General features: G+C 61.5%; 12 protein-coding genes and 1 pseudogene. 11 read left to right on the plus strand and 2 right to left on the minus strand.

All coding sequences use genetic code 11. From position 1 onward, the window contains the following. Nucleotides 1-76: 76 nt before the first annotated feature. A complete protein-coding gene (locus RL_RS20975) occupies nt 77-340 on the plus strand; it encodes a DUF2312 domain-containing protein (RefSeq protein ID WP_003542853.1) in 264 nt (87 codons plus the stop codon). A 159-nt stretch (nt 341-499) separates the two neighbouring features. Here the strand turns inward: RL_RS20975 and RL_RS20980 are convergent, their stop codons facing one another. Both RL_RS20980 and RL_RS20985 read right to left on the minus strand, forming a co-directional pair. Further along, nucleotides 500-2,347 (minus strand): DUF882 domain-containing protein, encoded by a 1,848-nt coding sequence (locus RL_RS20980; RefSeq protein WP_011653479.1) that lies wholly within the window; start codon nt 2,345-2,347, stop codon nt 500-502. 178 nt (nt 2,348-2,525) lie between these two features. Next, entirely contained in the window at nt 2,526-4,070 is a 1,545-nt protein-coding gene (locus tag RL_RS20985; protein ID WP_041936462.1) for a sigma-54-dependent transcriptional regulator, read from the minus strand. 312 nt (nt 4,071-4,382) lie between these two features. Between RL_RS20985 and RL_RS20990 the strand changes: the two genes are divergently transcribed. The 10 genes and pseudogenes from RL_RS20990 to hemH all read left to right on the plus strand — a co-directional run bounded on the left by RL_RS20990 (nt 4,383) and on the right by hemH (nt 14,623). Beyond that, entirely contained in the window at nt 4,383-6,239 is a 1,857-nt protein-coding gene (locus RL_RS20990) for a M3 family oligoendopeptidase (protein WP_011653481.1), read from the plus strand. Nucleotides 6,240-6,332: 93 nt separating this feature from the next. Beyond that, the gene (locus RL_RS20995) at nt 6,333-7,493 is read left to right on the plus strand and encodes an aminodeoxychorismate synthase component I (protein ID WP_041936463.1); all 1,161 of its coding nucleotides are present in this window, start codon (nt 6,333-6,335) and stop codon (nt 7,491-7,493) included. Next, nucleotides 7,490-8,119, plus strand: coding sequence for an aminotransferase class IV family protein (locus RL_RS21000; RefSeq protein WP_041936611.1), 630 nt, complete (start codon nt 7,490-7,492; stop codon nt 8,117-8,119). The genes RL_RS20995 and RL_RS21000 overlap by 4 nt, the downstream gene beginning before the upstream one ends. A gap of 2 nt (nt 8,120-8,121) precedes the next feature. Beyond that, nucleotides 8,122-8,406, plus strand: a complete 285-nt coding sequence (locus tag RL_RS21005; RefSeq protein WP_011653483.1) for a YciI family protein — start codon at nt 8,122-8,124, stop codon at nt 8,404-8,406. A gap of 17 nt (nt 8,407-8,423) precedes the next feature. Beyond that, on the plus strand, nt 8,424-8,789 hold the full coding sequence (locus RL_RS21010) for a DUF4440 domain-containing protein (RefSeq protein WP_011653484.1): 366 nt from the start codon (nt 8,424-8,426) through the stop codon (nt 8,787-8,789). Nucleotides 8,790-8,984: 195 nt separating this feature from the next. Continuing rightward, complete coding sequence (locus RL_RS21015) at nt 8,985-10,436, plus strand: homospermidine synthase (protein WP_011653485.1); 1,452 nt, start codon at nt 8,985-8,987, stop codon at nt 10,434-10,436. A 171-nt stretch (nt 10,437-10,607) separates the two neighbouring features. Continuing rightward, nucleotides 10,608-10,976, plus strand: a complete 369-nt coding sequence (omp10, locus tag RL_RS21020; RefSeq protein WP_011653486.1) for an outer membrane lipoprotein Omp10 — start codon at nt 10,608-10,610, stop codon at nt 10,974-10,976. A 32-nt stretch (nt 10,977-11,008) separates the two neighbouring features. Continuing rightward, nucleotides 11,009-11,329, plus strand: a pseudogene (locus RL_RS21025) (hypothetical protein). Between the two features lie 173 nt (nt 11,330-11,502). Continuing rightward, on the plus strand, nt 11,503-13,464 hold the full coding sequence (locus RL_RS21030; protein ID WP_011653487.1) for a 5'-nucleotidase C-terminal domain-containing protein: 1,962 nt from the start codon (nt 11,503-11,505) through the stop codon (nt 13,462-13,464). 124 nt (nt 13,465-13,588) lie between these two features. After that, nucleotides 13,589-14,623: a ferrochelatase gene (gene hemH, locus RL_RS21035; protein ID WP_011653488.1), complete on the plus strand. Its 1,035-nt coding sequence runs from the start codon at nt 13,589-13,591 to the stop codon at nt 14,621-14,623. Nucleotides 14,624-14,706: the final 83 nt, after the last annotated feature.

Below are 14,706 nucleotides of genomic sequence, written 5' to 3' on the forward strand. Positions count from 1 at the left end.
ACAGGCTTGACCGTGACGCCGCTTCGCGGCAGTCACTGGCATCCAAAATTGATCACCAAAAAACCAGGAGAACACGATGTCTGATGCTCATGGCGTCGCCCGCGATCAGCTTCGCGCTTTCATCGAGCGCATTGAACGGCTGGAAGAAGAAAAGAAGACCATCGCCGACGACATCAAGGACGTCTATGGCGAGGCCAAGGGAATGGGCTTCGATACCAAGATCCTGAAGAAGGTCGTGGCGCTGCGCAAGAAGGACGAGCAGGAACGCATGGAAGAGGAAGCAATCCTCGACACCTACCTGCTTGCGCTCGGCATGATCGAGTCGCCGCCGGAAGGCTGATCCTTCCGGCATTACCGATGTCGACAAGCCGCCGGCCTCCCGGCGGCTTTTCTTTTGCGGTGGAAACAACTGCCTAAACAGACAGCTTGCCGGATTGAAATAAAAAGAAAAACCGCCGGATCGCTCCGGCGGTTTTTGACATTTCCTCGATTGGCAGGCTCAGTTCGTGTTGAATTTGCGCACTTCCATGAAGTTCACAGCCGTGCCGCTGAAGCGGGCCGGGTCGACCGAAGCGGTCTTGACGTTGAAGCCCTCGGCATAGACGGCGGTCGGCTGGGCGCGCATCGTCTGGCTGACGAACCGCGGCGCCTTGACCTGCTTGGAGGCCATTTCCAGGCGGGCATTGGTGAGCGCCCACTGCGAGATCATCTTTTCCGTCAGCTTCGGTTCGGTCCGCACCGTCGTGCGGCTGGCATCCGCTGCCGCGGCTTCCTTATGCGTCGGGCGACCGCCCTTGGCGGGAAGCCCCTGCGCCACGGCACTTTCGACAGCCGGTTCGTCGAAGCCGTCGCCAAAGCTTGCCGATTTGGTCATCGGCGCCAAGGCGGCGAGTTCGAGCGGCGGCTTTGCGGCAGGCGCCCTTTGAGTCATCGCGGCGTTGATCGCCTGCTCGACCGTCTGCGGCGGCGCCTTCGACGCGATCTGGTTTTCCGCATCCTCGTTTCGCTGCTGGTCGAGTGCATCGGCAACGGCAGGAGACAGTGCGTCCTGATCGGCTTCGTCGGCGTCTGCCTCCGGATCGGCATCGGCCGCGGCAAGAAGGTTCTCGGCAACGGAAGGCCGTTCGATCGGCGTCGGAACCGGCAGCGCATTCGCGCCCGTCAGCACGGGATCGGTCGATGCAACCTCGGCGTCGCCAGGCGCGCGGCGCTGGCCGAGAAGCGAGGGAACCGGAATGCTGTAGGCGCTGAGATCGGCGAACTGCTGGGGCTGGGCCTGATCGGCCGGAAGGGCCGCCGCAAGAGCCTGCTGTGCGGCATTACCCGAAGGCGGCGCGACGAGCGCGCTCGCCACTTCGCTGCCCGTCGGCTGGTTGCTGAATGCCGGGCGAACCTGCGGCACCGGCGCGTTCAGATCGGCGACTTCGGTCTGCTGCGGCTCTGCAGGGGCAGGCTCGGCCTTCGGCGGCGTCGCCTTGGCGACGGCGACAGGCGTGGAATCATCCGACTCGTCTTCCTGCTCGTCCGCTCCGCCGCCAAAGAGCGCGGCAAACAGCGTCTTGTGCTTCGGCGCCGATTCGGAAGCGCTAGCGATCTGGATCTGCGGGCCGCTGCCGCGGCGCTTATAGTCGGCCATCGCCTGCTGGTAGCCCGGCAGCGGCTTGCCGTCGGCCGGAATATGTATGGTGTTGCCGTTGGGGAAAAGCCTGACGAGTTCGTCGCGGCTCATGCGCGGCCAGGCGCGAACGCCGCCGACATCCATATGCACGAAGGGCGAGCCCGATTTCGGATAGAAGCCGACGCCGCCGACCTGCATCTTCATGCCGATGGCGCGCAGCGTCGCGAGCTTGACGTCGGGAATGAAGAAATCCATCGCCTTGCCGAGCATATGCTGGCTCTTTTCGGCGACGCCGGATTTGCGCGAGCGGCCGCGCAGCATCTCGTTGGTCCCCGGCGAACGGAAACCGCAGACGACGTTGATGTAATCCCTCGAACCGCTCTGGCGATAGACTTCCCAGATCAGGTCGAACAGGCGCGGGTCCATCTTCGTCGGCTGGTTCTTGCGCCAGTCGCGCAGGAAGCGGTTCAGCTGCTCCAGACCCTTGGGGTCGAACTTGCCGTTACGCTTATAGGTGATGACGGCTTTTTCGCCGGTATGGATGAAATAGAGCTTGAGGCTGCGGGTGTCGCCCGCTGCCTGCGAAGGCGTACCAACGAATACCGGTGAGGAAACCGCGAGCGCAAGAAGGGCGGCCGCTACCGTCCTTATTGCCTTTCCGCAAATGTCGGCGCACAACAAACGCCAGCTCAAGCGCGAAGGCTTGGAATTCCCATTCAGATTCGGCAACTCGATCCCCGTCAGACAGACAATGTCCCGTACTGTCTCAGATGACTGTCAAATGCGGTCACACGATGGCAAAAATGCCACACATGATCAACCTTTTCTTTACAGAGTGAACGCGCCACTAACAAGTGGTTTATGACTAGTAACAAAACGTGGTTGCCTTAATCTTAATGAAAAGCGCTTAAGCCGCATCTTTCTGGGGATTGTCAGGGTCTATGCCGTAGTCCTTGAGCTTGCGATAAAGTGTGGATCGGCCGATGCCGAGCTTGCGTGCCACTTGACTCATCTGCCCGCGATAGAATTTGAGTGCGAATCGGATGAGCTCCTCCTCGACATCGGCAAGCTTGCGCACGTCTCCGGCAGGATTGACGCTGGCGATCGCGTTTTCCGAGGCCTCGGACAGGCGGTGGTGCACCTCTCCCGACATCGACGCCCTGAAGTCCTCGCCATAGCCGTTGTCGGGATCGAGGCCGGTGTTGTCGGCAACGAGTGCCAGGTGATCCACCACGTCATATTCCGGAAGCTGGGCGGCGATCTGCGGGAAATCAGCCTCGGTCAGCTCCGGCCCTTCGGCCAGAACGACCGCGCGGAAGATCGCGTTTTCGAGCTGGCGGATATTGCCCGGCCAGTCATAGGCCGTCAGCAAAGCCAGCGTGCCGGCATTCACCGTCATGCGGCGGCCGTTCTTCTGCTCGCTGGAGAAGCGGTCGGCAAAGACGCGCACCAGATGCGGAATGTCTTCCTTGCGCTTGCGCAGCGCCGGAATGGTGATCGGGAAGACGTTGAGGCGATAGTAGAGATCCTCGCGGAAATGGCCGTTCTTGACCTCCTCGATCAGATCCTTGTTGGTCGCCGAGATCAGCCGGACATTGACCTTGTGCGCGGTGCGCGCACCGACGGTCTCGATCTCGCCCTGCTGTACGGCACGCAGCAGCTTCACCTGCACCTCGAGCGGCAGATCGCCGATCTCGTCGAGGAAGATGGTGCCGCCGTCGGCTTCCATGAATTTGCCGATATGACGCTCGGTCGCGCCGGTAAACGCGCCCTTCTCGTGACCGAAGAGAATGCTTTCGACCAGATTATGCGGGATCGCCCCGCAATTGACTGTGACGAAGGGCTTGTTCGAGCGGTCGCCGCCGGACTGGATGGCGCGCGCCACCAGTTCCTTGCCGACGCCGGATTCACCTTCGAGCACGACGGGAATGTTGGACTGAGCCGCCCGCTGGGCGAGATCGATGACACGGAGCATCGCCGGGCTTGCCGAGACGATATCGTCGAAACCGACCGAGCCTGAGCGCGATCTGCGTCCGGCCCGCGCCTTCACCTCGCGCTGGTCGAGCTTCATCGCGTTCGAGATCGAAGTGGCGATGCGTTCGGGAGAGACCGGCTTGACGACGAAATCGAAGGCGCCGGCGCGCATCGCCTGTACCACCGTCTCGATACCGCCCTGCCCAGTCTGCACGATGACAGGGATCTGCGTGCCGAATTCGTGAAGCGCATCGAGGAATTCGAGGCCGGTCATCTCCGGCATCATCAGGTCGAGCACGATGACGTTGAAAAGGCCGCTGTCGCGTTTGACCATTTCCAGGCCGATGCGGCCATTTTCCGCCTGGTGCACGACATGGCCGTGACGCTCGATTGCGTTCTTGAGCAGGCGGCGCTGCACGGGGTCGTCCTCGACCACGAGGATTTGCCCTGCTCCCTTGAGCTCATTGTAACCGGTCATTGTCGCCTCACTTCATGCGAAACCATGAAGCGCACTCTGACAGCAAGGCTTGAACATCCAGTTTTGAGAAATAATTGCATTTTAACGATTGCAACGGGTCGTTTTCGTGCCGAAGCGAGGCCTTTCATGCGCCGAAAGCCCCTTGATGCCTGGCCTTAGCGCGCTTACAGCGGCGCGCGTCTTTTTCAGACGCGCAAAGGACGCTGTAACACTTTGAATCGACGCATCGTGCTTTCCGAAAATCGATTCCGATTTTCGGGCCGATGCGGTAGACAATCAGACCTGTTATGAAAGTGGAGAGGAATTGCGCCCATGAAAATCAAGCTCCCGCACGCTGGCCTTCTTTTATCGGCAGCAGTGCCAGCTGGGGCCGCCGATGCGGCGCTCGGCGATCTGCCGGTCTGGAAGCTGCAGGATCTTTATCCCTCCGCCACCTCCACCGCCTTCGTCGCCGACATGGAAAAGGCCGGCAAGGCCGCGATCGCCTTTGAAGAAAAGTGGAAGGGCACACTCACTGAGGCGGCGGCGAAGACCGGCGCTGAGGGCATCGGCTCGGCGCTGAAAGAATATGAGGCGCTGGACGACATCATCGGCCGCCTCGGCTCCTTTGCCGGCCTCACTTATTTCTCCGACACCACCAACCCGACAAACGGCAAGCTCTACGGCGACGTACAGGCCAAGATCACCGAATTTTCCGGCCATCTCCTGTTCTTCGCGCTGGAACTGAACCGCATCGACGACGCGGTGATCGACGCCTGCATGGCCAATGATCCCGCCGCCGGACATTATCGCCCTTGGCTGCTCGACCTCAGGAAGGACAAGCCCTACCAGCTCGACGACAGGCTGGAACAGCTCTTCCTCGAGAAGTCGATGACATCGGCCGCCGCCTTCAACCGCCTCTTCGACGAAACCATGGCGGAACTTCGCTACGACATCGATGGCGCGAAAGTGCCGCTCGAAGTGGCGCTGAACAAGCTGCAGGAAAAGGATCCGGAAGTGCGCCGCAAGGCAGCCATGGCGCTCGCCGAAACCTTCAAGGCGAATATCCGCACCTTTACGCTGATCACCAACACGCTTGCCAAGGATAAGGAGATCGCCGACCGCTGGCGCGGCTTCGAGGACATCGCCGACAGCCGACACCTGGCAAATCGCGTCGAGCGCGAGGTCGTCGATGCGCTGGCCGCCGCCGTCCGCGAAGCCTATCCCCGCCTTTCGCATCGCTATTACAAGATGAAGGCGAAATGGCTCGGCATGGAGCAGATGAATTTCTGGGACCGCAACGCGCCGCTTCCGGAAACCTCCAGCGCCATCATCTCGTGGCCCGAGGCGAAGGACACGGTGCTGTCGGCCTATGGCAATTTTGCCCCCGAGATGGCTGATATCGCCAGGCGCTTCTTCGACGAACAGTGGATCGATGCTCCGGTCCGTGCCGGCAAGGCGCCCGGCGCCTTCGCGCATCCGACGGTTCCCTCGGCCCATCCCTATGTGCTCGTCAATTATATGGGCAAGCCGCGCGATGTAATGACGCTTGCCCATGAACTCGGCCACGGCGTGCATCAGGTTCTCGCCGGCGCACAGGGGGCGTTGATGTGCCAGACGCCTCTGACGCTTGCCGAAACCGCTTCCGTCTTCGGCGAGATGCTGACCTTCCGCGCGCTTCTGCAAAAGACCACCGATACGCGCGAACGCAAGGCGATGCTCGCCCAGAAGGTCGAGGACATGATCAACACGGTCGTGCGCCAGATCGCCTTCTACGAATTCGAGCGCAAGCTGCACACCGCCCGCAAGGCCGGCGAACTCACAGCTGACGACATCGGCGAACTCTGGCTCTCCGTACAGTCGGAAAGCCTTGGGCCGGCGATCAGCATTTCCGAGGGATACGAGACCTACTGGGCCTATATCCCCCACTTCATCCACTCGCCCTTCTATGTCTACGCCTATGCCTTCGGCGATTGCCTGGTGAATTCGCTCTATGCCGTCTACCAGAAGGCGGAGAAGGGCTTTCAGGAGAAGTATTTCGAACTGCTGAGGGCCGGCGGCACCAAGCACCACTCCGAACTGCTGAAACCTTTCGGCCTCGACGCCACCGATCCGTCGTTCTGGAGCCAGGGCCTGTCGATGATCGAAGGGCTGATCGACGAACTGGAAGCGTTGGATAGAGCGGCCTGATCAGCCCTGTCCCCACGCCAAACCTCTTCCCGCAAGCGGGAAGAGGTGCCAGCAGGCGGACGAGGGATCGCGCTCCAAGAAAAGACGCCGCCGATGGCCGAAACCCAACCCACTATTCTCTTCCGCGACGACGTGACCGGACAGGTGATGCTCTTTGCCGAACCGGCGGAGATCATCGTTGCCAGGACGCGCGCCGAGTTCTTTGCAGGCCTTGCCCGGATGGAGCAGGCCAAGGCCGCAGGCAAGTGGCTTGCCGGCTACATGGCCTATGAGGCCGGATACCTCTTCGAGGAAAAACTTGCTCCCTTCGCCGGGGAGCATCGCGAGACCCCGCTCATCTGTTTCGGCGTGTTCGACGCTCCGCAGGCCGATACGCATCCGCTTGCCCAGCCAAGACAGCGCCTCGAAAACGAGGAATTCCTCACCGCGCCGAAGGCCGCCTGGAATTTTCCTATATATAAAGAGCGTTTCGAGCGTCTCCACCAGCACCTGCGGCTCGGCGACGCCTATCAGGCAAACCTCACCATGCCGATCGAGGCCCGCTGGAGCGGCGATCCCCGTGCCGCCTTCTGGTCGCTGATCGAACGCCAGCCGGTCAAATACGGCGCGCTGGTCGATCTCGGCGGCCCGATCATCCTTTCGCGGTCGCCCGAACTTTTCTTCCGCACCGACGAAGGGGGCTGGATCGAGACCCATCCGATGAAGGGCACGGCGAAACGCGGCGCTACCGCCGCCGAGGATGCCGAAATCATCGAGGCCATGCGCAGCGATATCAAGACGCAGGCGGAAAACCGCATGATCGTCGATCTCCTGCGCAATGATATCTCCCGCATCACGGAGGTCGGCACGCTCGACGTCCCGAAGCTCTTCGACATCGAGACCTATCCGACCGTCCACCAGATGGTCAGCCATGTCCAGGCAAGGCTCCGCCCCGATCTTTCGATCCGCGACATCTTCTCCGCGCTCTTTCCCTGCGGTTCGATCACCGGAGCGCCGAAGATGCGGGCAATGGAAATCCTCCATGCGCTCGAGGATGTCCCGCGCGACGCCTATTGCGGCGCGATCGGCATGATCTCGCCCACCGGCGCCATGCGTTTTTCCGTCGCCATCCGCACGATCACGCTTTTTCAGGGCGGCAAGGCCGTCTTCAATGTCGGCGGCGGCATCGTCTTCGATTCGACCGCCGAGGCCGAATATGAGGAATGCCTGCTCAAGGCCCGCTTCGCTGTCGGCGACCAATGGATTGCGCGATGATCGATTTTTCGCTGATCGAGACGCTGCGCTGGCAGCCCGGCGAGGGCTTCATCCGCCTGCGGCTGCATCTCGCCCGGCTTTCCCGCTCCGCCCGTCGCCTTGGCTTCCCGCAGCCGATCGAGGCGGCGGCCAAGCTCGACGAAGCCGTTGCGGGTGCTGCCGGTCCGCTGCGCGTCCGCCTGACCTTCGACGCGCAAGGCCAGATCGAGGTGACGAGCGCCGCTTTCGTGCCCCTGGCGCCCGATACCACCTGGACCGTCCGTCTCGCCGAAACCCGTCTGAATTCCGCCGACAGGCTGCTACGCGTCAAGACCACGCGCCGCGCCGTCTACGAGGCCGCTCGCGCCGAATACAGGCCTGATGAAGCCGATGAAGTCATGCTTTTGAACGACCGCGGCGAAGTCTGTGAGGGCACCATCACCTCGATCTTCCTGGACGATGGAACCGGCATCCTGCGCACCCCGCCGATCTCCTGCGGCCTGCTTGCCGGCGTGCTGCGCACCGAGCTCATCTGCCGGCGGCAGGCCCGCGTCGGCCGTATCTCGCTTGCCGATCTCGATGCCGGCACGCTTTATATCGGCAATTCGCTGCGCGGCCTGATCCGCGCAAACCTCGTCAGGAGCTGACCATGTTCATTCTCTCGCTCACCTATGTGAAACCCAACGATGAAGCCGACAGGCACATGGAGCCGCACATGGCCTGGGTGAAGGAGGGTTATGCCAAGGGCTGGTTCCTCGCCTCAGGCCGCAAGATGCCGCGCACCGGCGGCGTCATCTTCGCAATCGGCGAGCGCGCCGCGATCGAGGCCTATGTCGCCGCCGATCCCTTCATCATCCATGGCATTGCCGAATACGACATCACCGAGCTTACCGTAACGACGGCGGTCGAAGGACTGGAAATCCTGAAGGGCTGAATTTGCAGGAGCCGATCATGGATGATCTCGCAGCCCATCTGAAAGAGCTCGAAGAAAAACTCTTCGACCCGTCCGTTCGCGCCTCGCGGGAGATGCTGACTACGCTGCTCTCGCGCGATTTCCGTGAAATCGGCAGTTCCGGACGGCTCTATACCTTCGACGTCATTGTGCCCAGTCTTTTGGCCGAACAACGGACGGGAACGTCCCGCGGCGAGCATTTCGAAACCCAAAGACTTGCGGAGCACATCGCGCTCGTCACCTACCGCGCCATTTACACAGACACCGACGGAAGCGAAAGGCGGACGCTGCGCAGTTCCATCTGGCGGCTGGAAGAGGACGGGCACTGGCGCATGCTCTTCCACCAGGGCACCGTCATCGGTTAAGCCAATCCATCAAGCTGCCGATCCCCAGGACGGTTTCGCCAGCCCTATCGGCACTCGATATTTGGCCTTTCCCCCTCAACGCTCTTTATTGTGACGTCGTTTTATGGTTAGAGCCGGTCACCTCGCACTCTCTGCGGCAATTTCAAAACAATTCTTCGGGCTGAACGCCTTCGTCGCCTTCCACAGGAGAAAAGAATGACGGAACAGAATTATCCGGTATATGCCGAAATTACCGGTCCGATCGTAATGATCGGCTTTGGCTCCATCGGCCGCGGCACGCTGCCCCTGATCGAGCGCCATTTCAAATTCGACAAGAGCCGGATGGTCGTCATCGACCCTCGTGAAGAGCCCTCCGACATGGAGATCCTGAAGAAGCACGGCGTTCGCCACATCAAGGAATATGTCACCAAGGACAATTACAAGGAACTGCTGAAGCCGCTGCTGACGGAAGGCGAAGGTCAGGGTTTCTGCGTTAACCTCTCGGTCGACACCTCCTCGCTCGACATCATCAAGCTCTGCCGCAAACTCGACGTTCCCTATATCGACACCGTCGTCGAGCCCTGGCTCGGCTTCTATTTCGACAAGGGCATGAGCAATGCCGACCGCACCAACTATGCGCTGCGCGAAACCATGCGCAAGGAAAAGGCGAAGAACCCGGGCGGCGCCACCGCCGTGTCCACCTGCGGCGCCAATCCGGGCATGGTCTCCTGGTTCGTCAAGCAGGCGCTCGTCAACCTGGCCAACGACATCGGCCTCAAGTTCGAGGAGCCGGACCAGCACGATCGCGAAGGCTGGGCAAAGCTGATGAAGAAGGTCGGCGTCAAGGGCATTCACATCGCCGAGCGCGACACCCAGCGCACCAAGCATCCGAAGCCGCTCAACGTCTTCTGGAACACCTGGTCCGTCGAAGGCTTCATCTCTGAAGGCCTGCAGCCGGCCGAACTCGGCTGGGGCACGCATGAAGAATGGATGCCGAAGAACGCCAAGAAGCACAAGAAGGGCAACAAGGCGGCGATCTACCTGGAGCAGCCGGGCGCCAACACCCGCGTGCGCACCTGGTGCCCGACGCCCGGCCCGCAGTACGGCTTCCTCGTTACCCACAACGAGTCGATCTCGATCGCCGACTTTTTCACGGTCCGCGACAAGGACGGCGAAGTGACCTTCCGTCCGACCTGCCACTATGCCTACCATCCGGCCAACGACGCCGTTCTCTCGCTGCATGAGATGTTCGGCAATGGCGGCACGCCGCAGCCGGTCCATCACGTTCTCGACGAGGACGAGCTGGAGGACGGCATCGACGAACTCGGCGTCCTGCTCTACGGCCACGAGAAGAATGCCTATTGGTATGGCTCGCGCCTGTCGCTGGAAGAAACCCGCCGCATCGCGCCCTACCAGAACGCCACCGGCCTGCAGGTGACTTCCGCCGTCCTCGCCGGCATGGTCTGGGCGCTGGAAAACCCGAATGCCGGCATCGTCGAAGCCGACGAGATCGATTACAAGCGCTGCCTCGAAGTGCAGATGCCCTATCTCGGCCCGGTCGAAGGCCACTACACCGACTGGACCCCGCTCGACGGCCGTCCAGGCCTCTTCCCCGAGGATATCGACACCAAGGATCCGTGGCAGTTCAGGAACATTCTGGTTCGCTGAGATTACCTGCACGGCTTTGACAATGCCCGCCGCAAGGCGGGCATTTTTGTAACGCCGGCTGTCTAAATGCCGCTCGCCGCCCCACCAAGGCTTGCCTTCATGCCGGGCGCGCGCCATGTTTTGCCCGAACTTGGCGGCTGTCCGCCGTGCCGATTCGCCGGGAGAAGCCTTATGAACATCAGAACTGGTCTTGTTCTTGTCGGTGCAGCGGCCGCTCTTGCCGCCTGCGTTTCATCAGAGCCGCGTCGCTTGCCGGTTGCAACCGCGCCCGCCGCCACCGGCGTCGAAGGCAATTGGAGCGATCCGAACGGCATCGTTTCCACCTTCCAGGGCGGTAGTTTCACCACCCGCACGACCGACAGCAACCAGCTTCTTGCCTCGGGCACCTATATCAATACCTCACCGACCCTGGTGGAAATCAACATGACCTCGCTGGTGCGCAAGACGCAGTCCAAGGTCAATTGCGCCCTCGTCAACCCGAGCCAGCTCAATTGCACCTCCGATTCCGGCGCACAGTTCACGCTCTCCCGCCGCGGCTGAAAGGTGCGGCGATAGGCTAGACTAAGTACAGCATGCGGGCCTTCGCCTCTTACCTCGTCCTGCTGCTCGCCATGCCGCTTGCGGCACTTGCGGTTGTTTCGCCGGCCAACGAATATCGTGCCTAGGGCATCGCCGCTCCCGATTGCGACGGGCCGCTGCAGGTGCTGATCTTCGCCGTGCCGGCAGTCCTGATCTATGGTGCAGGCGCGCTCCTTGCCTATCGGGCCGGTCGGCGCTTTCATCGCCTCGTTTCCCTTCTCTGCCTGATCGTCGCGCTCGCGACGGTCCCGAATATCGCAGAGGCCGTGCACGAACTCTATCGAAACGCCGCCGACGGCGAATGCCAAGGATAGGAACCCGGCTTTTTTGCCCTGCCCCCTTGGAAAGCGCCTCGCCTGGCCCAGCTTTCTCTTGCGGTCGTGCATCGTCTGATGGAACATCCGCAGACCGGGAAACCGCCCCGGCGCATAATGAAAGGGATCGGCGAGGATCAGGGGGATCTTTCGCCTCAATCAGGAGAACAGGGATGACGAAGTCTTTCAGCTTCGGTCTTTTGACCGCGTCCATGCTGGCGCTCAGCGCGGGCGCCGCCTTTGCGGATTACGAACTCAATATTCTTCATATCAACGATTTCCATTCGCGCATCGAATCGATCAACAAATTCGACTCCACCTGCTCGGCCGAGGAGGAAGGCAAGAAGGAGTGCTTCGGGGGTGCTGCCCGCCTGAAGACCGTGATCGACCAGCGCCGTCAGGCGCTATCCGGCAAGAACGTCGTCCTCCTCAATGCCGGCGACAATTTCCAGGGTTCGCTCTTCTACACGACCTACAAGGGAGCAGCCGAAGCCGAGTTCCTGAACCTGATGAAGTTCGACGCCATGACTGTCGGCAACCATGAATTCGACGACAGCGAGGACGGGCTTGCGACCTTCCTCGACAAGGTGCAGTTCCCTGTCGTGACGGCGAATGTCAAGGCGACAGCCGCCTCCAAGCTCGGCGACCGCATCAAGCCCTCGCTGGTGCTCGATGTCGCCGGCCAGAAGATCGGCATCGTCGGCGCCGTCACCAATGACACGGCAGAGCTTTCCTCCCCCGGCCCGAACGTCACGATCGCCGATGACGTTGAGGCCATTACCGCGGCCGTTCAGGATCTGAAGGGCCAGGGCGTCAACAAGATCATCGCGCTGACCCATGTCGGTTATCCCCGCGATCTCGCCCTGATCGCCAAGATCCCGGATGTCGATGTCGTGGTCGGCGGCCATTCCCATAGCCTGCTCTCCAACACCGATCCGAAGGCCGAAGGTCCGTACCCGACGATGGTCGACAATCCCGGCGGCTACAAGGTGCCGGTCGTCCAGGCCGCCTCCTACAGCAAGTATCTCGGCGATCTCGTCGTCAATTTCGACGATAGTGGCGTGGTCAAGGATGCCAAAGGCGATCCGATCCTGATCGATTCCAGCTTCACGCCCGATCCGGCCGTCATCACCCGTATCGCCGAACTGGCAAAGCCGATCGAGGAATTGCGCAAGAAGGTGATCGGCTCTTCCGAAAGCCCGATCGAAGGCGACCGCAAGGTCTGCCGCGTCAAGGAATGCTCGATGGGCAATCTGGTGGCCGACGCCATGCTCGATCGCACCAAAAACCAGGGCGTCACCATCGCCGTGCAGAACGGCGGCGGCCTGCGTGCCTCGATCGACGGCGGCGAGGTCACCCAGGGCGAGGTCATCACCGTCCTGCCTTTCCAGAACACGCTCGCTACGTTTGAGACGACTGGCGCAGATGTCGTCAAAGCGCTCGAAAATGGTGTCAGCCAGATCGAGCAGGGCGCCGGGCGCTTCCCGCAGGTCGCCGGCCTGAAGTTCTCCTTCGACCAGGCGAAGCCTGTCGGCAGCCGCGTCGGCGATGTCCAGGTGAAGGAAGGCGACAGCTTCACTCCGATCGACCCGGCCAAGACCTACAAAGTCGCCACCAACAACTTCATGCGGGCCGGCGGCGATGGCTATTCGATCTTCAAGGACGGCAAGAACGCCTATGATTACGGCCCGGATCTTGCCGACGTGACCGCCGAATATGTCGCCGCACATTCGCCCTACAAGCCCTACACGGATGGCCGCGTCACGGAACTGGCGCAGGCAGCGCCTGCTCCTTCTGCTTCCGAGCCGGCGCCTGCCGCACCGGCAACTCCGGCTCCCTCTACCGAACCCAGCCCTGCACCGGCTGCTCCTGCTCCATCCACCGAGCCGGCTCCCGCACCCGCTGCACCGGCACCAGCAGCACCCGCACCCACGGCGGAACCGGCACCGGCGGCCTCTACACCTGCCGCGACGACGCCTTCCACCCACGTCATCGCCGCGGGCGACACCTTTTGGGATCTCGCCGTGACCTTCTATGGCGACGGCACGATGTGGCGGAAGCTTTCGGATGCCAATGGCAACCCGAACCCGCGTCACCTGACGGTCGGCAAGGAGATCGAGGTCCCCGCCAAGTAAGACGATTTGTCTCGATGCCACTGGCCGGTCCGGGGTTTCCCGGGCCGGCTTTTCTTTCTATAGGGTGAACCACGATCTCCAGGCTGCGTATGAGCCGACGGGACAAAAGAGCGTTGGGGCCAGAATGACAGCAGATATTTCACTCCGCCCGGCCGATCATCCGGCCGTCAGATTTGGTAAGGTCGGTGTGCTGCTGGTCAATCTCGGCACGCCTGACGGCACCGATTATACCTCGATGCGCCGTTACCTCAGGGAATTCCTGACCGATCGCCGCGTCATCGAGTGGTCGCCCTGGAAGTGGTATCCGATCCTGTTCGGCATCGTGCTCAACACCCGCCCGCAGAAGGTCGGCAAGGCCTATGAGCTGATCTGGAACAAGGAGCAGAACGAAAGTTATCTGCGCACCTATACCCGCAACCAGTCGGAGCTGATGGCCGGGCGCCTGAAGGATCTTGATAACGTCAAGGTCGACTGGGCGATGCGTTATGGCACGCCGTCGATCGGCTCGCGCATCGACGCGCTGAAAGAAGAGGGCTGCGACCGCATCGTGCTCTTCCCGCTCTATCCGCAATATGCCGCGGCGACGACCGCCACCGTCAACGACAAGGCCTTCCAGAAACTGCTCTCGATGCGCTGGCAGCCGGCGCTGCGCACCGTTCCCGCCTATCATGACGACGAGACCTATATCGAGGCGCTCGCCGCGTCGGTCGAAAGGCATCTTTCGACCCTCGACTGGAAGCCCGAGATGCTGCTTGCCTCTTTCCACGGCATACCGATGTCCTATTTCAAGCAGGGCGATCCCTATTACTGTCAATGCCAGAAGACCGGCCGGCTGTTGCGCGAGCGGCTCGGGCTCACCAAGGAAAACTTTTTGGTCACCTTCCAGTCCCGCTTCGGGCCGGAGGAATGGCTGCAGCCCTACACCGACAAGACGGTGGAGAAGCTCGCCAAGGACGGCGTCAAGCGCATCGCCGTCATCAATCCCGGCTTCGTCTCCGACTGTCTGGAAACGCTGGAGGAGATTGCCGAACAGGCCGCCCATTCCTTCCACGAGAACGGCGGCGAGAAGTTCGCGCATATCCCCTGCCTCAACGACGGCGAGGACGGCATGAAAGTGCTGGAAAAGGTCGTCCGCCGCGAATTGCAGGGCTGGGTCTGAGAAACCGTCTTCGGAAAGCAGCATCGGACGAGGAAACTGGAAACAGCCCAATGACTTAGACGAAACGGAACCTCCTTTTCGCT

It is taken from the genome of Rhizobium johnstonii 3841 (genome assembly GCF_000009265.1).
Taxonomy (GTDB): domain Bacteria; phylum Pseudomonadota; class Alphaproteobacteria; order Rhizobiales; family Rhizobiaceae; genus Rhizobium; species Rhizobium acaciae.